The sequence below is a fragment of the Marinobacter sp. F3R11 genome, assembly GCF_003318275.1.
In the GTDB taxonomy this organism is placed as follows: Bacteria; Pseudomonadota; Gammaproteobacteria; order Pseudomonadales; family Oleiphilaceae; genus Marinobacter.
In genome coordinates, this window is the sequence record NZ_QOCH01000013.1 from 597,493 (window position 1) to 618,794 (window position 21,302).

Annotated in this window: 13 protein-coding genes; 4 read left to right on the forward strand and 9 right to left on the reverse strand. The window is 54.7% G+C overall.

The annotated features are described in order from the left end of the window. Together DS878_RS07695 and DS878_RS07700 are read right to left on the reverse strand one after the other, a co-directional pair. Positions 1-5,172, reverse strand: coding sequence for a VCBS domain-containing protein (locus tag DS878_RS07695; RefSeq protein WP_113815360.1), 5,172 nt, complete (start codon positions 5,170-5,172; stop codon positions 1-3). A gap of 111 nt (positions 5,173-5,283) precedes the next feature. Continuing rightward, positions 5,284-6,300: an efflux RND transporter periplasmic adaptor subunit gene (locus DS878_RS07700; RefSeq protein WP_187298754.1), complete on the reverse strand. Its 1,017-nt coding sequence runs from the start codon at positions 6,298-6,300 to the stop codon at positions 5,284-5,286. A gap of 73 nt (positions 6,301-6,373) precedes the next feature. Here DS878_RS07700 and DS878_RS15525 point away from each other — a divergent pair, with 73 nt between their 5' ends. Further along, positions 6,374-6,526: a hypothetical protein gene (locus tag DS878_RS15525; protein WP_222837445.1), complete on the forward strand. Its 153-nt coding sequence runs from the start codon at positions 6,374-6,376 to the stop codon at positions 6,524-6,526. On the opposite strand, the gene DS878_RS07705 is transcribed toward DS878_RS15525, so the two are convergent. Together DS878_RS07705 and DS878_RS07710 are read right to left on the reverse strand one after the other, a co-directional pair. Then, on the reverse strand, positions 6,523-8,676 hold the full coding sequence (locus tag DS878_RS07705) for a hypothetical protein (protein ID WP_148707072.1): 2,154 nt from the start codon (positions 8,674-8,676) through the stop codon (positions 6,523-6,525). The two genes, DS878_RS15525 and DS878_RS07705, sit on opposite strands and share 4 nt — an antisense overlap. Next, a complete protein-coding gene (locus tag DS878_RS07710; RefSeq protein WP_113815363.1) occupies positions 8,664-9,914 on the reverse strand; it encodes an efflux RND transporter periplasmic adaptor subunit in 1,251 nt (416 codons plus the stop codon). The genes DS878_RS07705 and DS878_RS07710 overlap by 13 nt, the downstream gene beginning before the upstream one ends. 393 nt (positions 9,915-10,307) lie before the next feature. Between DS878_RS07710 and trpB the strand changes: the two genes are divergently transcribed. After that, on the forward strand, positions 10,308-11,513 hold the full coding sequence (gene trpB, locus DS878_RS07715) for a tryptophan synthase subunit beta (RefSeq protein WP_113815364.1): 1,206 nt from the start codon (positions 10,308-10,310) through the stop codon (positions 11,511-11,513). Positions 11,514-11,590: 77 nt separating this feature from the next. On the opposite strand, the gene DS878_RS07720 is transcribed toward trpB, so the two are convergent. Together DS878_RS07720 and DS878_RS07725 are read right to left on the reverse strand one after the other, a co-directional pair. Then, positions 11,591-12,487, reverse strand: coding sequence for a universal stress protein (locus tag DS878_RS07720; RefSeq protein ID WP_113815365.1), 897 nt, complete (start codon positions 12,485-12,487; stop codon positions 11,591-11,593). A gap of 1 nt (position 12,488) precedes the next feature. Further along, a complete protein-coding gene (locus DS878_RS07725; RefSeq protein ID WP_113815466.1) occupies positions 12,489-13,976 on the reverse strand; it encodes a SulP family inorganic anion transporter in 1,488 nt (495 codons plus the stop codon). A gap of 197 nt (positions 13,977-14,173) precedes the next feature. Here DS878_RS07725 and DS878_RS07730 point away from each other — a divergent pair, with 197 nt between their 5' ends. Then, positions 14,174-15,454 carry an MgtC/SapB family protein gene (locus DS878_RS07730; RefSeq protein ID WP_113815366.1) on the forward strand — a complete coding sequence of 427 codons (1,281 nt, stop codon included), beginning with the start codon at positions 14,174-14,176 and terminating at the stop codon, positions 15,452-15,454. Positions 15,455-15,465: 11 nt separating this feature from the next. Here DS878_RS07730 and alkB read toward each other — a convergent pair whose 3' ends face one another. After that, a complete protein-coding gene (gene alkB / locus DS878_RS07735) occupies positions 15,466-16,116 on the reverse strand; it encodes a DNA oxidative demethylase AlkB (RefSeq protein ID WP_113815367.1) in 651 nt (216 codons plus the stop codon). Between the two features lie 167 nt (positions 16,117-16,283). Here alkB and djlA point away from each other — a divergent pair, with 167 nt between their 5' ends. Then, the gene (gene djlA, locus DS878_RS07740) at positions 16,284-17,060 is read left to right on the forward strand and encodes a co-chaperone DjlA (protein WP_113815368.1); all 777 of its coding nucleotides are present in this window, start codon (positions 16,284-16,286) and stop codon (positions 17,058-17,060) included. 61 nt (positions 17,061-17,121) lie between these two features. On the opposite strand, the gene DS878_RS07745 is transcribed toward djlA, so the two are convergent. Together DS878_RS07745 and DS878_RS07750 are read right to left on the reverse strand one after the other, a co-directional pair. Continuing rightward, positions 17,122-20,205: an efflux RND transporter permease subunit gene (locus DS878_RS07745; protein WP_113815369.1), complete on the reverse strand. Its 3,084-nt coding sequence runs from the start codon at positions 20,203-20,205 to the stop codon at positions 17,122-17,124. A 6-nt stretch (positions 20,206-20,211) separates the two neighbouring features. Beyond that, positions 20,212-21,294 (reverse strand): efflux RND transporter periplasmic adaptor subunit, encoded by a 1,083-nt coding sequence (locus DS878_RS07750; RefSeq protein WP_113815467.1) that lies wholly within the window; start codon positions 21,292-21,294, stop codon positions 20,212-20,214. Positions 21,295-21,302: the final 8 nt, after the last annotated feature.

Below are 21,302 nucleotides of genomic sequence, written 5' to 3' on the forward strand. Positions count from 1 at the left end.
CTAACCGGGTTCATTCTGGTCCGAACCCGAGCTTTTGCTCTGGTTGGCTTCCGTTACCATAGACTCAAGGGACTCTCGATCTTCTTCAGCCGCCGGTGCACTGAGGGTTGCCAATACAGGCAAGGGATCGACAAAACGCCAGGCGGGCAAAGACGACAGAACACTGCTCATAATAATGCCGCTGCGAGCCAGCCATATCACATATCCCACGGATAGCCCGGCAGACACCGAAACGCTCGCGCCAATAAGTTTTTCGACTTGGCTTTGTTCTTCCACCAGATCTTGACGCATGTCGTCCAGTTGCCGGATAAAATTATGCCGATCGAGCAACTCGAACGGCTCATTCAACTGGGAGATCTGACCTCGGAGAAACTGAACCGCTTTTTCACTTTCACTAATAGCTGCTGCCGATTGCTCGTTGCTCAGCGCGACGTCGACCACCGGTGCCTCGAATAAAACCGGCGATTGGTCTAACCCATCAAATGGCGAGACGAATTCGTTGGTTTCGTCTTGATAGACTTCTCGCTGTTCAGACGAGCCTCCCTCAGCTACAACCGTGTCTTCACTTGACTCCGCAGGCTGCTCTTCTGGTGACTCCTCTGGTGTCTCTTCCTGAATCTCCTCCTGTGATTCAGAAACTGGATCACCGGCATCTTCTCCAGGAGAATCATTTATGTCCCCAATAAGGTCATCAGATACCTCAGGTGGCACATCGACAAATACCTTCAGTGCCCCTAACAGCGGACCACTGCCATCTTCATTCCCGTCGTCGATGTTAATAGCAACTGTCAAATCCAGGTCATTATCAGGCCGGGGAATGAAGGTGAGGTTAGCCAGTGCAGTATTCACATCTGCGACGGTGCCAGTGATCGACCAGACACCGGTGGTTTGGTCATAGACAGCACCGTTATTGTCACTCAGCTGACCCACATCAGGGTTCAGAAGCGTCAAAGTGGCTGTAACCATCTCCGCCCCGTCAACATCCGCAATAACAATGTCGTTGAGAGGCACCACGTCTGAACCAAAGTCATAAGAAGTGCTCTCCGTGAGGCCAGATATCGTTGGCGCATCGTTAGTGCCGGCGATGGTGATGGTGACCGTCTCATCGGCCGTTGCGTCCTGGCCGTCCTCAGCACGCACGGTGTACGTCAGTTCCAAAGTCTCGCCGGCGGCCAGATAGTCAAAGGCCTCCGACGCCGAATCGAAGCTCCAGCTCAGCGTCGCGCTGTTGCTGGCACCGCCCACTGTTGCGGTCGGACTCACCGTCAGCATCGCTTCCAGGTCCGCGTCACTTGGGGCTGCCGGATCCGTCCGGTCAGAGGTGCCACCCACAACCAGACCGTTGACGCTGGCCGTTACTGAGTCGCTGGTATCTAGGTCAGAAACCGTGAAATCACCATTGCTAGCCAGGCCCGAATCGGTTTCATTCAGGGCCACACTGTCCGGACCGCCAATGATCACAGGTGCGTCATTGCTGCCAGTGATGGTGATCGTCAGCGAAGCTGTATCGGTATTACCGTCCTGATCGCTCATCGTGTAGCTGAAAGTGTCCGTCAGTGTCTCACCAGCGGCCAGCGCCTGAACGGCCACCGAGGTGTTATCCAGGTTATAGGTGTAGCCACCATCCGGATCAATCGTCACCGAGCCGTAGCTACCCGCTACCGTCGTGCCCACATCGCCGACGTTGCCGCCAACTTCGGAAACCACCAGCTGGCTGACCGGACCGTCTGGATCGCTGTCAACACCATCGCCATCGTCATCCGTAATAACATTGCCACTGGCGCTTGCGGGCCCATCTTCGGTCACCGAACCGGCGTTGTCCGTTGCAGTCAGGACCGGGGTCGTCACCTTCCACAGGAAGGTATCTGTCCGCGTGGCATTGCCCGCACCACTGCCATCGTCCGCGGTGATCGTTACATTAAAAGGGCCGCTCTGCGACGCCGAACCGTCGATCGTGCCACTGATCACACCCGTATTGATATCGATCGACAGGCCCGTCGGCAGGTTGCTGGCGCTGAAGGTCAGCACGTCGCTGGTATCAACATCGGAGAAATTAACCGACACATCCAGTGGCGTGATTGTCTCGCCATCTTCACTCGTTTGATCCGGCTGCGCGGTGCCCAGCACCGGCTGGTCGTTGGTGCCACTGATGGTGATGGTTAGCGTGGCCGTGTCGGTGCCACCCTGACCGTCACTCACTGTGTAGCTGAAAGTGTCCGTCAGCGCCTCGCCAGCGGCCAGCGCCTGAACGGCCGCAGCGGTGTTATCCAGGTTGTAGGTATAGTTGCCGTCCGAGCCAATCGTCACCGTGCCATAGCTACCCGCTACCGCGGTGCCCACATCGCCGGCGATACCGTCCACTTCGGAAACCACCAGCTGGCTGACCGGGTCGTCAGGATCGCTGTCAACACCGGCGCCATCGTCATCCGTAATAACATTGCCACTGGCGCTTGAGGGGCCGTCCTCAATCACCGAACCGGTGTTATCCGTCGCCGTCGGGACTGGGTTGGTCACGGTCCACAGGAAGGTGTCCGTCCGCGTGGCGCTGCCATCGTCCGCGGTGATCGTCACATTAAAAGGGCCGCTCTGCGACGCCGAACCGTCGATCGTGCCACTGATCACACCGGTATTGGTATCGATCGACAGGCCCGTCGGCAGGTTGCTGGCGCTGAAGGTCAGCACGTCGCTGGTATCAACATCGGAGAAATTAACCGACACATCCAGTGGCGTGATTGTCTCGCCATCCGTACTCGTTTGATCCGGCTGTGCAGTGCCAAGGACCGGCTGGTCATTGCTGCCATTGATGGTAATTGTCAGTGTGGCGGTATCAGTCCCACCCTGGCCGTCGCTGACGGTGTAAGTGTAGACCTCGGTCAGGCTCTGGCCCACACCGAGTGCCTGCACGGCCGGATTGCTGTTGTCGATAGCGTAGGTGTAGGAGCCATCTGCATCATTCAGGGTCAGGGTGCCGTATTGATCCCCACCGGTGGCGTCGATGGCGCTGACGCTCAGGGTGTCGTCATCGATATCAGTGTCTACACCTGCGCCGTCATCGTCAGCCAGCATGTTACCGCTGACACTGGCCTCACCCTCGGCAATCGCGTTGCTGTTCGCGGTCGCGACCGGCACACTATTGGTCCCTCGGATGGTGATCGTCAGCGTGGCCGTGTCGCTCCCGCCCTGACCGTCACTGACGGTGTATTCGTAGGTCTCCGTCAAGGTTTGACCAAAGCCCAGTGCCTGCAAAAGAAAGAGTACCGTGGCGTTGCCGGTATCGAGAGCATAGGTGTAGGAGCCATCTGCGTCATTCAGGATCAGGGTGCCGTATTGATCCCCGCCGGCGGCGTCGATAGCGCTGACACTCAGGGTGTCACCATCGATATCGCTGTCCACACCCGCACCATTATCGTCAGTCAGCATGTTACCGCTGACACTGGTCGCACCCCCAGCAAGCAGATTGCTGTTCGCGGTCGCGACCGGGGCATCGTTGGTGCCATTGATTGTGATTGTCAGCACGGCTGTACTGGTATCACTGCCCTGGTCGCTCAGCGTATAGCTGAAAATCTCCGTCAGCGTCTCGCCGACGGCCAGAGCCTGGACGTCCTCGGAGGTATTATCCAGGGTGTAGGTATAGCTGCCGTCCGAGCCAATCGTCACCGAGCCGTAGCTGCCCGCCACCACCGAGGCCACGTTACCGGCGCTACCGTTCACTTCGGAAACCACCAGTTGGCTGACGGGGCCGTCAGAATCGCTGTCAACGCCGGCGCCATCGTCATCCGCAATGACGTTGCCACTGGCGCTGGCCGGCCCGTCCTCAGTCACCTCTCCCGCATTATCTGTGGCTGTCAGCGAATTATCGTAGATGACCTCCAGGCGCGGCGAATTACCAGACTCGCTGCTGTAATACTGGACTTGTTCACTCCCGCTTTCAGAACTACCCAGCATTACGCCATAATTGCCTGCTGTCCCATCAACCCAGTCTTGTACAAACGATGTAATGTCCCACTCGTGGTCACCGGTTTGTCCGGCCCAAGCGTTAACACTCGGCGGCGTCGAATCACTTTCGTAGTCTGGCCGGGTGTCGTAAGTAACCGTATTTCCCTCCCACGCCTCGGTTACCTGAAATGCTTTGACCGTCAATGAGCCCGTAACATCGACCACAGTATAGTAAAGCGTCGCTGAAGTGATCGTGGATCCCGCAGGAATGGTGCTGAGATCAAACTGGACAAAAATTGTCTGATCACCAGGTTCGTCACCGGATTTATCGACGACCAGATACTGCGAAGCGCCATAGTTTGTCGTATCGGAACCTTTATTGACGTAGGTATCCTGCGAGGGATTCAGAGTCTCCGTTGCCAGAGCACCCGCCCACAGGTCCTGCAGATCGGCATCAGCAATAATGCTGGTGTCTATGTCACCACTGGCGAACTCCAGGTCCCAGTCCCCGCCCAGTGACGCATGCCCGGTCAAGTCGTCACTGGCCGCAATATCGGCGCCGGTCAACCGGGCCAGGTCATTCAGCAGCCGCTCACCGGCCGGGTCGGAGGCCAGGTTGCAGCCATAGATCAGAATATCGGCATTCTGGCTCAACGACTGATCCCAATTTGAGAAATCATTACTGAACTTATCCAACGAAGAAATACCAACCCAGTCGCGTCCCAACTGGAAGCCGGTGTCATCACCATGACTCAGGAGATGGATGGCATCAACATCCTGGTATTCCGCCAGAATGCTGCTGATTTGAGCGGTTCCACCTGTATCCGCCTCGAGCACAAAGACCTTGGTTTCAACGCCAGGCCTGTCGCCTATACCCTGCAGTAGTTGCTGGTAGTCCGGGGCATTTGCATCGATGAATACCAGTTCCAGCCGGTCAGAAAGTTCTCCCGGGGACAACAGCGAAGCGCCAAGTTCATCGAGCGAGGGGGCGTCATCTGGGGAGGCAGCAAGCGCCAGTTCGTCGCTTGCCAGGTCTTCAAACAGCTCGACACTGTCTTGCAGGGTTAAAGGAGCGCTGTCTTCATCTGAAGAGGGGGACGCCGGCAACAGGCCCGACAAGGCATCCGCCGAGAGCAGTATTTTGGGCTCCATGGGTTCAAAAAACAGCTTTGAACAACCGGAACCCGCCGCTGGACGATCGTCGCTACCTGCCCACTGCACGAATCTGCGAATCATGACATCCCTGCGCTATCACGGTAAAACCAGTATGGCCGAGCATTCTTTGCAATACTGAAATGCTCAATTAAGTTCAAAATGTCGCCTGATCGCTCGGCGCCCTTGCTCCGGTCAGACGCCTTTCATTATGGAAACCTTGAACCCCTGATCTTCAAGGGTTTTTCTCTGCACTTCCGCCTTCTCACGTGAGTTGAAAAGGCCCAGCAAAATCATTCCGCTGTGTGGCCCCTGATCTATAGTGAGCGGATCAGTGACACCTGCAGCCCTAAGGCGGCTGTTCAATTCGCTGGTTTTCTGGTGCGACTCAGCCTGATCCGTGGTCACGAGGTAATAAACTTTTTGCGGACCGCCTTGCTCAACGTCCTGCCGTTGCTCTGACTCCTGCCCGGATTCTGTGTCTGATGCAATGTTCTGTAAAAACTTGACCGTGCATTTCAACCCGGCAGGAATCCTGTAATGCGGGTTTTGCAGCTCTAACCGAACGCCAAATGTATTACTGGCCGTGTCGCCGATTCGATCTATGATGGACACCCTTGCATTCAGCTGCTCATTGACCAGTGTTTCGGGCACGACCTTCGCCAGCATATTCAGCTCGATGTCACGGAAGTACTCCATGGGTACAATGGCCTCCACCACAAGAGGATTCAGCTGCGCCATGCGAAGAATTGCATCTTCCTCCACGTGCTCACCAGGCTGTTTCAACGTATCAATGACGAAACCGTCGAAAGGCGCCCTGATGGTTTTCTGCTCCAACTGTTCCCTGGCGCGCTGCAACTCCAACTGACGTACCCGCGCCAGTTCCCGCGCCTGCACCAGCCGCTGCTGGGAGAGACTATACTCCCGCTCGTCCTCATCAACATCCTCAACCGCAATCACCTGCTTCTGAGAAAGCGATCTGGACCGTTTTATCCGGCTTGCATCAAAGGCCACATTGATTTTGCCCAGTTCGATCTCGGAGCGAATGTCTGCCCGATATTGCGCCAGCTCAACATTGGCACGCTCTACATCCGCATTCAGTTGCGCAACGACTTGCCCTTTTCGGACCTGCTCACTGCGTTGAACCAGCACTTGCTCAACTACCCCGGATACGGGACTTGAGACATCGGCAACACGGTTCGGGTTGATCACACAATCAACTGCGGGGACTGGGCTGTGGAGGTCATTATCCGCATATACCGGGCTGAGTTGTAGGAAGCAGACAATGACAAAGATGGCTGAATTAGTGTTCCAAGAATGGGGCTTTAAACTACTTACCATGCTGGAAGTTCCGGTTTCGCAAGGGGTCGAACAGATGAGTCTAATAGATGATGCGGCTTATCTCAGCCATAAATGTGCTACAAAACGCTACATTTAGACTAGTCCATGTAACCAAAGGTGTTGCAGGTAACGGACCAACTGACGCCCCAACGATTCTTCGCTATGAACAAACCGCGCATGCACTCGCTGCCCTGGAAATATACCCTGTTGTCGTTGGGGTAGTTCCAGTTCAACCTGATAAACACTGGTTAACGCCTGCAGGCCTGATTCATCCCTCGCGTCGACTGCCGTCGCGCCGCCGGCGCTGCTGCCGAGGTACTTGCTGGGAAGGCGATCGCTCAGCAAGGGTATCTCCCGGGACATGCGGGCGGGCAATATATCTTGCGGCTGCCCCACCAGGCGAATACTGATGTCCTTACTATCCAGCCTGACCTGCTCTATTTTCGTTTGGGGAATCACAAGTCGGGCAGTCAGCTGATCACGGTCAAGGCTGTATCCCACCAGATCTCCGCGGTTGATAAAGCGTCCCGGCAAATCCTGTGATTTTGGCAGCACCAACAGCCCTGCCTGATGACTGACAATGGAGAGGCCTGAAATCTGTTCGTCGATATCTCGCAGTTCTTCTTCCAGGCTGACGATCCGCTTTTTCAGAATCTCCGACTGTGAACGATCCCGGGAAAAAGCCCCGTTGAGCTTGCCATGCAATTCGTCTATCTGCGACTGCACAACCACGCGCCGGGACTCCAACTCTATATTGGACAACGTCACAATTTCATCGCCGGCCTGGACGGCACTTCCATCTTCCCTGTGCACCTCTTTCACGATGCCCGCGCTCCCAGCCCGGATCGCCGCATCTTCCGGGATATTAACGAGCCCTTGAGCATAGGTGGAATCGGGCACAGGTACGGACATCACTATGCCAACGATCGCTACCAGAACCATACTGACCAGAGCAAAGCGGAATTGACGGCCTGCTCGCTGCGCCGTTTTATACAACCCAATCGTATTTTTGATTGCCGGGTACACGATTTGCGAGAGGACCGCCCAGAGCGCCAGGGCCAGCCCCAGTATAAAAAACTTGCCGGATACCCAGAGCGCGATAAATAGTGAAATAAAAACCCGGTAGACCGCAGACGCGATTCCGTAAGCGAATAGCCACTTTGCCTCACCGACTGCTGTGACCGGCGACCTGAGATCAGGGATACCGACCACAAAACGCTTAAACAGGTAACCCACATACTGCTGACTGCGGCTCGCAAGGTTCGGTATCTGAATCCACTCACTGAAGACGTAATAACCATCAAAGCGCAACAGTGGATTGGCGTTGAATAACAGGGTCGAAACGCCACCGATGATCATGATGCCGAAGGCAATATCACGGCTAATGCCGGCAGCACCATGCAACCACCAGATAAGCGCAACCGAGGCAAGAAAGGTCTCAACCAAAATGCCCGCAGCACTGACAAGTATTCGCTTTCGCCGGCTGGCGAAGCGGTTTGAGGCGGAGCTATCTACATAGGGGACAGGAAAAAACACCAGCAACATAATGCCCATGTCATGGACGACGCCCCCCCAGCGCTTGGTGGCCAGTGCATGCGCCATTTCGTGCAACGCTTTCACAACTGGATAGAGCAGCCAGAAATAGAGGAGATAAACCGGATCATTGAAACGCGCTGCGCCATAGTCGACCAGCTCCCCCCAATGCATCCAGCTTGTCACCAGGGCGTACAGCACAACAAACAGCCATAGCCATATGAACACGCGACTCCGAATCCAGCCCAGGTAAGGCATCACTCTGGTCAGAAAGCGATCAGGGTCAATCAGGCGAACACGAATGGCAAAAGGCCGGGAGAGCCCCTTTACAAACTTTCCGACTTTTCCGGTGGCGTTCTTTTGTGCCAAACCGGCAGTCCTGTCGTCATCCTGTAACAAATGAGAGGACTTGAGATTGGCTATCAGCAGAATGATATCGCTTTGGCTCAATACCGGTGACTGTGATTTTTGCAGGTTGTTATAGATCTCTTCTACGGTAGATTGGCCGTCGAGTCTGCGAATAAAAGCGTCTGCGTCAGAGCTGCTTCGAAAGTATCGCTCCGAGTTCTGATCAGCCAGTATGAGCCAGGGTTGCCCCCGATATTCATGGCAATAGCTGACGACGCCATCATGCAGTTGCAGGCGCAGGCCTGCCACCTTGTCCCAGGTTTCACCGATAGAGTAGCTGACCCGGTTTTGCTCTAAGGAAGCCATTTCCACAGCCAAAGCACCACAGCGTTGTACAGTTCGTGAAAGTAGATCCAGGCAAGCGAGCGCTCGCCAACTTCAATTTTGGCCACTCCCTGCATGCCCGGGCGCAACGCCTGATACTGCTGGTCCAGAATGGCCTCCACCCGGTAGACAATCGAGTTCGCTCTGTCCTCGAATACGGGCGATACCTTGCTGACCGCAAAGCCGAGTTCCTTCCCAGGTAACGCCTGAAGACTGACCTGGCCAACCGCTCCCGGCTCTATATCGGCAATGTTCTGCTCTTGCACATAGATGACCAATCGATAGGAGTCCAAAGGCGCCACTTCGAACAACACATCGCCGAGCTCTACTGGCGCGCCCAGTGATCGGCTCAAATCACCCGCAATAATATACCCGTCCATGGAGGCTCGGATTTCAGACCTTTCGAGTTTGCGCTCAACCAGGTTCAATTCGGCGTCGACCTGGCTGATCTGAGATTTGTATATATAGGCCTGGGCCATATCGCGCTGCCCCAAAGCCTGCCGGTATTGTCGATTGTACTCGTCTTTTTTCGATTCAAACTGCAGACGGGATAACTGCAGTTCATGGTCATCCATTTTCGCCAGCACTTCGCCGGCGGCCACCGTTTCTCCGGCTCTTTTGGGTGCCGAGTTCACGTACCCATCAAACGGGGCCACCACCGCGCGCTGCACGCTCCCCTCAAGGGTTGCCTCTGCGCTGATCCGATAATCCCCCGAAAAAAAGGACAGCGCCAATATTGCGACCAGAACACCCATCGAAGCGATTTTTGCTGGTGAGGCCAGACGTCGCTTCCATTTGCCCCACCCGGTATCTGCCGGCAGCGGCTGATCGGAAGTGCTTGCGACTTCGGGTTCATATCGGAGTAGAAGCTCCAGCCACTTTTCTCCCCACTTTAATAGTTGGAGAACTACCCGTTGCTGCTCGGGCTTTATTCTGACCTGGACAGCAACAGCAACACTTCTCTCTGCCGATACTCTCAGGGGCGTCGCGAGAATGTGATCGAGCCCGTTAGAATCCAGCTTTTTTACGATCAAACGATTTTGCAAACTGGCCTCGCGGGCTAACCTCACGAGCTCTTCCGGCGCTGCATCCTCACTCGGCCACTGCACTGACAGGGGAATTTCCTGCTCGGCATCAACCAGCAGCACCGCCCGCTTCGCGCCCCGCATCATTTTGCAGGTCAGATCGAGCCAGGCAGACAGGATTTCCTTTTCAAGCATGCTTTACCGCAACTCTTGATGTATCGAGGCAATTCATTCTCAGGCTCTTTTCCAACTCTCGACGGTACGCAGCGCCTGACCCAGAACAGCAACTCTACGTTGCATCGTGAGATTATGAAACCAATCACTTACGTGGCACATTTTCGCAGTGTACTGCGGTTACCGCCACAGAAACTCACTTTCACTCCGGACGCAGCATGCTGTTCAAAGGTTATTTATACAGACTTCAGGAAACCTGGCAGCTCAGGAATACGTTCAAAAAACAGCTGAAGTCACGCTGGGCGGAGACAACTTTATCCGGGCATGAGCTTCTTCACCCCAATTTCTATGCTGTTGAGCAGCCCGGAACGGAGCGCTATCATTGCTGAATAATTTTAAACGAGACACCGCTTTATGAGCACACCCTCCCCCTATGACAACCTGCCTGACGAAAAAGGTTTTTTTGGTAAATTCGGAGGGCAGTTTGTACCGCCCGAACTGAAGCAGGTAATGGATGAAATCAGCGCCGCCTATCAGGAGATCCGTCAACGCAAGGATTTTCAGGACGAACTGGCTTACCTGCTGGCGGATTATGTAGGTCGTCCCAGCCCGATTTTTTACGCCCGCAGGCTGTCTGAAAAACTCGGTGGCGCGCGCATCTACCTGAAGCGGGAAGATCTCAATCACACAGGCGCTCACAAGATCAATCACTGCCTGGGTGAGGCTTTGCTGGCGAAGTTCATGGGCAAAACCAAAGTGATTGCTGAGACTGGTGCAGGACAGCACGGTGTTGCTCTGGCAACAGCCTGCGCTCTGGTCGGTATCCCCTGCGAGATTCACATGGGAGCTGTGGATATCGCCAAAGAGCACCCGAATGTGACCAAGATGAAGATCCTGGGAGCCACACTAATCCCGGTTACACGCGGGACAGCGACTCTCAAGGACGCCGTTGACAGTGCCTTTGATGAGTACCTGAAAGATCCGCAGAATTTTATTTACGCCATTGGTTCAGTTGTGGGGCCGCACCCATTCCCGGGTATGGTTCGTGATTTCCAGTCGGTTGTTGGTCGTGAAGCTCGCGCGCAATTCATGGAACGCTACAAAAAGCTGCCCGATTACATTGCCGCATGCGTAGGCGGCGGCTCCAACGCCATGGGCATTTTTACAGCCTTTCTGAACGATGAAAGTGTCAAACTGGTGGGTGTGGAGCCTGCCGGCGAAGGCCTGGACACCGATCGCCACGCTGCGACCATGACATTGGGCAAGCCCGGCCAGTTACACGGTATGGCCTGCTATGTGCTTGAAGACAGCGAAGGTAACCCGCTACCGGTTCACTCCATTGCATCCGGGCTGGATTACCCTGGCAGTGGCCCTCAGCACGGTTATCTTAAAGACCTGGGACGGGTGGAGTACGCCTGTGCCAATGACACAGAGTGCCTGGATGCGTTTATGATGCTGTCACGCGTGGAAGGAATCATCCCTGCACTGGAAAGCGCTCACGCCGTGGCCTGGGCGATACGTGAGGCACCAGAAATGTCCTCAGACCAGTCGATCCTGGTCAACCTCTCCGGTCGCGGAGACAAAGACGCCGACTACGTAGCGGAAAAACTGGACCTGTAACTGTTTGCCCAGGTAATAAAAAAGGCGAAGCCCTTATACGGCTTCGCCTTTTTTATACTTCTGCAATGCATTGCTATCTAACGCAGAATCACCAAGGGCTTTTTCGCCGTTGTCAGCATACTGGTGGTCGTGCTGCCCAGCAAAAAGCGACGGATTTTCGAATGCCCGTAGGCGCCCATCACCAGAATATCGATATCAAATTCTTCCTGGTAGCTGTGCAATTCCGGCTCTACCTCACCGCTACGAATGCTCAGGGTGATTTCCGATTGTAGAGGTGCCAGCATCTCCCTGGCCTTATGCAGTTGCTTCATGGCTTCCGGCGTTTCCGTTCCGACCATCACCAGGTGCATTGGCATACCCTTGAGAACCGGACTTGCCGCCAGGTGCTCAACTCCGCGAAACGCTGTTGCGCTGCCATCAAATGCCAGCATGGCGCTTTTGGGTGTGGAGAATTCATCCGGCACCAGCAGAATCGGACGGCTCATGCTGCGAATAACTGTTTCCAGCTGGCTGCCAATGTGGTGCTCACCATCGGAACTGTTCTCGCCGTGCAGCCCCATCACCAGCAGTCGAATTTGCTTCTGCATTCCCAGCAGAGACTCCGTGAGGTCACCGTGACGCTGGCGCTTTGTAATCTCGCCAACACCAGCCTCCTGCAACCTGAGGGCCGCCTCCTCCAGCATGTGGTTACCGTGCTCGAGAGCCAGCTTGGCCCGCTTGCGATCCAGTTGTGCAAGCTCATCCAGCAGTTGTTCCCGGCTGCCCAGGCCGATGTTCCCTGCCAGGTCCGGCTCTGAGGGATAACGCTCTTTATCCAGCACATGCAGCAGAGTCAGCGGTGCGTCCATATACTTGCTGGCCCAGGCCGCGTAATCACACACCGCCGGAGCAGCTCGTGAACCATCAATACAGGCTACAACCTGCAGTGTATCCTGAGTAGTAGCGGCTTGGTGATTGCTAGTCGAATCCTGCATATTAATGGCCCATCAGCTGATCAATGCCTTCCGGCTTGTCGTGCACACCAAAACGGTCAACGATGGTGGCGCTGGCTTCGTTCATGCCAATCACCTCTACTTCCGCTCCGTCACGACGGAATTTGATAACCACCTTGTCCAGTGCGCCCACTGAGGTAATGTCCCAGAAATGGGCACGACTGACATCTATGACCACTTTATCGACCACTTCGCGAAAATCAAATGCAGCAATAAACTTTTCCGACGAACTGAAGAATACCTGCCCGGTTACCCTGTATGTGCGTGTGCCGGTTGATTCATCCAGCGTTGACTGCACTTCCATAAAGTGTCCGATCTTGTTGGCAAAGAAAAGAGATGCAAGCAGCACTCCGGCAAAAACGCCCAACGCCAGATTATGAGTTGCAACAACCACACACACTGTAACCAGCATGACAATGTTGGTCGAAAGCGGATGGGTTTTGAGGTTGCGAATGGATTCCCATGAGAAGGTACCAATAGACACCATGATCATCACAGCTACCAGGGCGGCCATAGGGATCTGAACCAGAATGTCGTCCAGGATCACGATCATCACCATCAGGAAAATACCTGCGGTAAGTGTGGAAAGCCGGGTCCGCCCACCTGATTTGATATTGATAACAGACTGGCCGATCATCGCACAACCTGCCATACCGCCAAACAGGCCAGACCCTATGTTGGCAATGCCCTGCCCGCGACATTCACGGTTGCGGTCACTTTCTGTATCAGTCAGCTCATCCACAATAGTGGCCGTCATCATGGACTCCAGCAAACCGACCACCGCCAGCGGAATGGAATAGGGCAGAATAATCATAAGAGTTTCGAGATTCAGAGGGACATCCGGCCAGAGAAAGACCGGCAGAGTATCTGGCAATTCACCCATATCGCCCACGGTGCGTACGTCAATATTGAACACCACGGCGACAATTGTCAGGGCCACGATACAAATCAGCGGCGACGGCAGCACTTTTCCCAGCACCGGCACATAAGGGAATAAATAAATAATCCCCAAACCCGCGGCAGTCATGGCGTATACGTGCCAGGTTACGTCGGTAAGCTCCGGTAACTGCGCCATAAAGATCAGAATTGCAAGGGCATTAACAAAGCCGGTAACAACTGAGCGCGACACAAATCGCATGAGACTACCCAGCTTCAGCCAGCCAGCCAGAACCTGGATCACACCGGTCAGCAGGGTCGCGGCCATGAGGTATTCGAGCCCGTGTTCCTTCACCAGCGTAACCATAAGCACCGCCATAGCGGCGGTTGCAGCAGAGATCATACCAGGGCGGCCGCCCACAAATGCGATGATCACCGCGATACAAAATGAGGCGTAAAGGCCTACTTTGGGATCTACACCCGCGATTATCGAGAAAGCAATTGCTTCCGGAATCAGGGCTAGCGCAACCACAATTCCGGCAAGCAAGTCGCCCTTAACGTTGGAAAACCAGTTGGCTTTCAAAGTGTTTACCATAGTTTCGGATATCCAGGTGTCTGCGCGATTTAACAAATATAGCTTTGCCGATGCATGAATGACGAAAATATCGGCAGAAGAAAGGGCGCGAATTCTATCAAACTGCGGGTACATGCGTAAGAGCGCCTGTCCTCTCGGCGTTGCAGGCTGGTATTATTAAAACATCGCCTGAGGTCAAATGGAGATTTGCCTGTCTTATGGATGATGTTGCATCCCAGTTCCTGGCCGCAAACCAGACCCTGTTGAACCTGTTCGTAGCACTCCTCCTTGGCGCAATCATTGGGCTTGAGCGAGGCTGGGATGCCCGCGAGCAGAAATCCGGGGAACGTATAGCCGGTATCCGTACGTTTTCCCTTACCGGTCTCCTTGGAGGCATCTCGGCGGTACTGGCCCAGGAGATCACCCCCTGGGCCTTCCCTGTTCTTCTGTTGAGCGTCGTTGCCATGGCAATTGTGGCTTACAGTGAACGACTCGATCATATCCGCAACTTCAGCATTACCGGCATGGTTGGGATGACACTGACTTTTTGCTTCGGTGCCATTGCTGTGGCGGTGGATCCTGTGATGGCAACGGCAGCCGCTGTGATTACCGCCCTTATTCTCGACAACAAAGAAGAGATTCACGGCTGGGTCAATAAGCTCAAGGCCCATGAACTGGACGCAGCACTCAAACTGCTACTTATTTCTGTGGTGATGTTGCCGTTGCTGCCCAATGAAGCAATGGGCCCCGGAGGAGTATTAAACCCCCGTGAAATCTGGTGGATGGTGGTGATGATCGCATCACTGTCTTTCATCGGCTATTTCGCAATGCGCGTAGCCGGCACGAACAAGGGCATTCTCTTTACCGGCCTGTTCGGAGGCCTGAGCTCCTCAACCGCACTGACCTTGCATTTTGCCCGCCAGGCCCGCCGGCAATCGGCTCTGGACCCGCTGTTTGCCACCGGCATTCTCATTGCCTGTGGCACCATGTTCCCCCGTATACTGGTGTACTGTTTCGTAATCAACCGCGACCTGCTTCCAAGCCTGGTATGGCCAGTAGTAGTGATGACTATCCTGCTATATGTGCCAGCCTTTGTCATTTGGCAACGAAACTCAGGCACAGACCAGGTCGATCAGCCTACGCCCGGTCAGAACCCTCTTGATCTGAAATCCGCCCTGGTTTTCGGCGCACTTCTGACCGCCGTCCTGCTTCTTGGTGACTTTCTTGAGAACTGGCTGGGCGACACTGGCATATATGTGCTTGCAGCCACCTCAGGTATTGCTGATGTGGACGCAATTACCCTTTCCCTCAGCCGCATGTCCAACACCGGACTTGCAATGGACACAGCAGTTATGGGCATTGTAATTGCTGCCACGGCCAACAATCTGGTCAAGTCAGGCATGGCCTGGGTCATTGGAAACCAGAAAACGGGGCTCTACGTAGCAGGGCCCATGCTGCTTTCACTGGGTGCGGGACTTCTTGTGGCGTGGCTTCAGTGATCTCTGAATAGCTAACGGGCACAACGGAATGTCAGGTTATAACGGCAGGCACCGGTCAGCAGGTGGGCTCCGGCTTTAAGAGTAAGCACTCCGTGATAACGCAACCTTGAGGGGCCGCCCCAGACCACCACATCGCCATGACCAAGCGGAATGTTTGAGGTTCGTTCACTGCGGCTCAGTCCGCCAAACTGAAACACCTGAGGCAGGCCAAGCGAGACAGACACTATCGGCTGCGAAAGGTCGCGTTCATTTTTATCCTGATGCAAACCCATTTTTGTACCAGGTTCATAACAGTTAATAAGACAGGCATCCGGAGTAAACCCCACATATCCTGCCGCATTTGCAGCCCGCCGGGCCAGATCAATGAAAGCGGGCGGCATCTCTGGCCAGGGTGCGCCGGAGTCGGGATCTTCTGCCTGATAGCGATACCCCCTCGCATCGGTTACCCACCCCAGGCTTCCGCAACAGGTCATGGCAACCGACATGCTGTGCCCGCCGGGAGTTTTCATGTGCCTCAAGGGTGCAACCGCCGTTATCTGGTCTATCTCCCGCAGCAGATCCTCCCCAATAGCAGATGCGAACTGCCGGAACACAAAAGCGCCCTCGGCAAGGGCCACTTTAGCTGCCTCATCCGGCTGATCGGCAAACAGATCGGGTGTCATCAATTACCTTTTAATGAACGTTATGAAGCGTATTTTTAACATGAAAAACAAACCCTTTCACAGGCGAGAAATAAAACAAGTGGCATGAATGAAAGCCTGTTCATGAAGATCTGCCGAAAAACACGTATATTCTGTGGTCTTATCCATTATCCATTAAGGACGTTTTGATGCTGTTTGCAATGATCATTGGTGGTCTGATTGGTTACACCTTTGGCAAGTTCCCCGGTTTACTGGTGGGGGCAGCTCTCGGTGCATTTCTGCTTAACCGCGCTAAAAGCCGATTGATTGGCAAACTTCAGAATATTCAATCCGGCTTTGTAGAATCTGTATTTGCGGTTATGGGCGCCCTTTGTAAAGCAGATGGCGTTGTCTCAAAAGATGAAATACAAATGGCTGAAACCATGTTTGCGCGTTTCCGCCTGAATGAAGCACAAATTGCAACCGCAAAGGCGGCATTCAGCCGGGGTAAAGCCCAGGATTTCGATCTGGATGCAGAGCTGGAACACTTCATGCGCATCAGTGGAGGCCAGCCGGCTTTCCTGCAAATGTTCCTGCAAGTGCAGGTTTCAGCCGTTGCCGCAGATGGCGTTGTACACCCGGCAGAGCACGAGATGCTGGTTCGCATTGCCCGTGGTCTTGGCCTGCCCGAAAGCCAGGTTGACCAACTGGAAGCTATGTTGCGCGGCGCACATACCGGCCAGGCCGGTGGACAGCGTTCTACAGCCCAACAAAACGAAGACGCCTACAAAGTTCTGGGAGTTTCGCCGTCAATCAGCGACGCTGAACTTAAAAAGGTATACCGCAAGCTGATGAGCGAGAACCACCCCGACAAACTTGCAGGGCGCGGTCTTCCGGAAAGCATGCGCGAAATGGCAGAAGAACGGACTCAGGAAATAACCCACGCCTACGACATCATCAAAGAATCCCGCAAAAACAGCGCCTGATTCCCGCCTGTTGCATCTTCACTAGCCCGGTTCAGTCAACGGGCCAGTGAACCCGCAAAAGTCAGCCGGCCCTGACACTCCTGGCATAGCCTCTCAGCCTCCTGCCTACTTTGTCACCTAGCACCAACATAGCTGGCGTTAGCAACAAGGTAAGAATAGTGGCGAAAGCAAGCCCCCCGGCAATAGCGCTGGAAAGCTGCGCCCACCATTGCGTGGATGGGGCCCCTAACCCCAGCGATGGTGCCAGAAGATTCACATTGATACTCAGGACCATGGGCATCAGCCCCAGCACCGTAGTCACAGCGGTCAGGATCACAGGACGCAAGCGCAGGCAACTGGTTTCCAGCGCTGCATCGTACGCGGCCATTCCCTCTTTTTTCATCTGGTTATAGGTATCAATAAGAATAATGTTGTTGTTCACCACAATTCCTGCCAGCGCAATAATACCCATGCCGACCATAACGACGCCGAAAGACTGGCCATTCAGGAGCAACCCCAGAAGAACACCTGCAGTGGAAAGCACAATCGCTGAAAGTATCAGAAAGCTCTGGTACAACGAGTTGAACTGGGTTACCAGAATAAGCAGCATCATGGCGATCGCCACCAGAAATGCAGTTATCAGGAAACTGGAAGCCTGCTGCTGATCTTCGTTTTCACCTGCAAACTTCACCGACACGCCATCAGGGGGCTCAGGGAGATTTGCCTGTAGCGCTTTCAGTAAACTGTCTACCTGCTCCCCAGGCTGGATATCCGATTTGATGGTAACCGTTCGCTGGCCATCTACCCGCGCAATACTGCCGGTCTTGTTTCCCGGTTGCAGATCAAGAAACTGCGATAGGGGCACCTGTCCCCGGGGGGTATTAATCGTCTGGCGCTGCAGGTGATCCAGTTCGCGCCAGTTGTTCGGAACCCGTACCGCAATATCTACCTCGTCCCGCACATCTTCGGGCCGGTAGGTTGCCAGCACCAGACCGTTGGTAACCAGACGAACCGCACTGCCAATGCTGAGCACATCGGTTCCGAACCGGGCAGCGGCTTCGCGGTCAACCTCCAGACGCCATTCAATACCGGGTAAGCTGCGGTCATCTTCAATGTCCAGGAAGCCGCCCTGAGCACGCATCTGGCTTTCAATCTGGTCTACATACCCGTTGAGCCTGCTGCTTTCGCGGCTGCTGATCTGCAGTTCTATTGGTTTGCCGCCAGCCGGGCCGTTCTCCTGTTTTCTGAACTCCAGCTCTATACCCGGAATGTCTTCAGTTCGGGCCATGAAATCCTCAAGAATCGCGCTGGCACGGCGGCGGGAAAACCAGTCAGTAAACTGAAACTGAAGCACTCCGATCACGTCCGGAGCCATCTGTGTACTGGCGCTCAACATTGACCGGGCATAAACGGCTTTCACTTCAGGCATACCCTGCAAACGACCCTCTACCTGCCGCACAATGGCATCCCGCTCATACACAGAAAGATCTCCCCGTGCGCGAATCTGCACCTGAGCTGAATCCGGCTCCACACTGGGAAAGAACTCTATGCCATAGTTGAACTTTCCATAGGCGACATAGACCACCACAACGACCGCCAACACACCTGCTAACGTGAAACCGGGATAAGACAGAAGTGCGGAGAGCAACCGGCGGTACCCCTGCATCATGCGGCCGCTTTCACTGACTGCACGGGCGCGACGACCGCCGCTGACACCGCCCAGCACCGGCAGAAACACAAGAGCCATCGCCAAAGACGCGACCAGGCATATGATTACGGTGATGGGCAGGAATTTCATGAACTCACCCACAACACCAGGCCAGAACAAAAGTGGCACAAACACAGCTAAAGTAGTCGCTGTAGACGCGATAATCGGCCAGGCCATGCGGCTTGCTGCTTCCGCCCATGCACCTTTCACTGCCTGCCCTTCAGAGAGGTTTCGGTCGGCCAGCTCTGATACCACAATGGCGCCATCTACCAGCATTCCTGCGACCAGAATAAGACTGAAAAGCACAACAATATTCAGGGTCAGGCCCATCATCCAGATCACCAGAATGCCGGTGAGAAAGGCCCCCGGAATGGTCAGCCCTACCAGCATGGCAGATCGCGGCCCCATGGCAGCGATGATCACAATAATGACCAGCACAATGGCAGTGAGTACGTTATTGAGCAAGTCGCTCAGCATATCGCGGACTTCGTCGGACTGGTCCATGATGTAGCGAATATCCAGAGCCTCTGGCAGATGAGGCTGCGCCCGGGCGATCAGCTCACGCACCTGGCTCACAGTTTCGATTATGTTTGCGCCAGTACGCTTAGACACTTCCAGCACCAACGCCGGTTCACCATTAATGCGGGCAAATCCTGTCGGGTCTTTGAAGGTGCGCTGGAGCATGGCCACGTCGCCGAAGGTCACTACGGTATCGCCGTCAACTTTGATCGGCATGGACATGACATCTTCAATGTTTTCAATAACGCCAGGAACTTTGAGCGTCATGCGCCCGTTTCCTGTGTCCAGCGACCCGGCTGCTACTAACTGGTTGTTGCGGGTAACCAGAGAACTCAGGTTATCGAAGTCTATGCCGTAGCTTTCCAGCACCTGGGGATCTACAACAATTTCCAGAAGATCTTCCCGATCACCGCCTATCTCGACTTCCAGCACCTCGGGAATTGCCTCGATAGCATCCTGAAACTCGCGGGCGATGGATATCAACTCCCGTTCAGACAAGGGGCCGGAAAGACCAATGGAAAGCACAGGAAAGAGAGAAACATTGATCTCATTCACTCGTGGCTCATCGGCCTCTTGCGGGAGATTACTGCGGGCAGTATCCACCTTTTCCCGGACATCCTGCAGTGCTGTATCCGGATCAAAACCGGCATCAAACTCCAGCATTACCGAGGCATGCCCCTCTGAAGCTGTGCCTCGCATTTCCTTGATACCCTCAAGCGAGCGCAACTCCTGTTCCATAGGCCGCACCAGCAGTCGCTCCGCGTCTTCCGGGCTTATGCCTTCCAGCGTCATGGAGATATAGATCATGGGAATGGTAACGTCAGGATTCGCTTCCCGGGGGATTGTCTGAAAAGCAGCCACACCACCCAGAATCAAAAACAGCAGAGTTAACAGTGTAGTACGGCTACGATCTATTGCGGCGAAAATGAGTGCGCGCATAACTGCTCAACCCCGTTTTTCAGCGACATCAACAGGCTCAACGTACTCGCCCTCGCTGACAAATCCACCTCCACGGGTAATCAGGCGAATTTCATCAGGCAAACCTGTTACCCAGGCGCCTTCGGTCGAAACACTGAGCAGGGTTACCGCACGAAAAACGACCTGATTCTGCTCATCAACATATTTCACTCCGGGCCGGCCGTCTTCACCCAGAGACAAGAATGCCGGGGAGATAAAGGTAGCCTGAACATCCTTCAACGCAATACGGAGGTTAGCACTGCCGCCGGCAATACGTTTCTGCTCCGGATTTTCAACGGCGACCTCTATGGCAAAACTACGGGTTTCGGGGTTAGCAGCACTGGCTACGAAAGTGATCACGCCCTCAAGTGCATCTCCGTCCAGAGGACGCACCAGCACTTTCTGTCCCGGCGCGACTTGCGCAACGGATTGCTGTGGCACCTGCCCTTTGGCTTTAAGCCGGTCTATCCGAACCAGCTCGTACAGAGGTGAGCCCACCTGAACCAGGCTTCCAGCCTCCACACTTTTACCGTTAATCACACCATCAAACGGTGCCGAAGGCCTGAGATGGGAAACAGCAAGCTCCGCTGCCTTCAATTCAGACCGGGCGGCTGCCAGCTCACTTTCGAGACCGAGAATTTCCGACTGGGAGGCCAGGTTGCTGGCACGCAGTCTGCGGGCTGCAGCCAGATCGGCTTCAAGTTTTCTGACCTGTGCCTGCCAGCGTTCAACCTCGGCACTGCGGCCGTCTTCAGAAATCGTTAACAACACATCACCGGCTTTTACCGAGTCGCCGAGCTCCGCTTCAATGGTTTCAACTGTGCCTGCAATCCGGGCGCTCACTGTTACGGCATTCCACGGCTCAATCTGGCCCTGGAGCAAAAGACCCGGCTCATATAATTGAGCATGGAGACTTGTCACCTGGACCCGGGTCCGTTCCTGCTGCGCACTTTCTTGCTGTGCCGGCGCTTCGGTGCTGGCAACCCTGATATCGCCCGTCGCCATCCAGATCACCAGAGCAATGACCACCACTATGGACAATCCCAACGAACTCCATTTTACTCTGCTCATGAAATACC

Bases quoted from the DNA above. Each gene is read 5' to 3' on its own strand.
- DS878_RS07745 (WP_113815369.1), bottom strand. From the start codon at position 20,205: ATGCGCGCACTCATTTTCGCCGCAATAGATCGTAGCCGTACTACACTG.
- DS878_RS15525 (WP_222837445.1), top strand. From the start codon at position 6,374: ATGACAAAGATGGCTGAATTAGTGTTCCAAGAATGGGGCTTTAAACTA.
- alkB (WP_113815367.1), bottom strand. From the start codon at position 16,116: ATGACACCCGATCTGTTTGCCGATCAGCCGGATGAGGCAGCTAAAGTG.
- DS878_RS07695 (WP_113815360.1), bottom strand. From the start codon at position 5,172: ATGATTCGCAGATTCGTGCAGTGGGCAGGTAGCGACGATCGTCCAGCG.
- DS878_RS07725 (WP_113815466.1), bottom strand. From the start codon at position 13,976: ATGGTAAACACTTTGAAAGCCAACTGGTTTTCCAACGTTAAGGGCGAC.
- trpB (WP_113815364.1), top strand. From the start codon at position 10,308: ATGAGCACACCCTCCCCCTATGACAACCTGCCTGACGAAAAAGGTTTT.
- DS878_RS07710 (WP_113815363.1), bottom strand. From the start codon at position 9,914: ATGCTTGAAAAGGAAATCCTGTCTGCCTGGCTCGATCTGACCTGCAAA.
- djlA (WP_113815368.1), top strand. From the start codon at position 16,284: ATGCTGTTTGCAATGATCATTGGTGGTCTGATTGGTTACACCTTTGGC.
- DS878_RS07705 (WP_148707072.1), bottom strand. From the start codon at position 8,676: ATGGCTTCCTTAGAGCAAAACCGGGTCAGCTACTCTATCGGTGAAACC.
- DS878_RS07720 (WP_113815365.1), bottom strand. From the start codon at position 12,487: ATGCAGGATTCGACTAGCAATCACCAAGCCGCTACTACTCAGGATACA.
- DS878_RS07730 (WP_113815366.1), top strand. From the start codon at position 14,174: ATGGATGATGTTGCATCCCAGTTCCTGGCCGCAAACCAGACCCTGTTG.
- DS878_RS07750 (WP_113815467.1), bottom strand. From the start codon at position 21,294: ATGAGCAGAGTAAAATGGAGTTCGTTGGGATTGTCCATAGTGGTGGTC.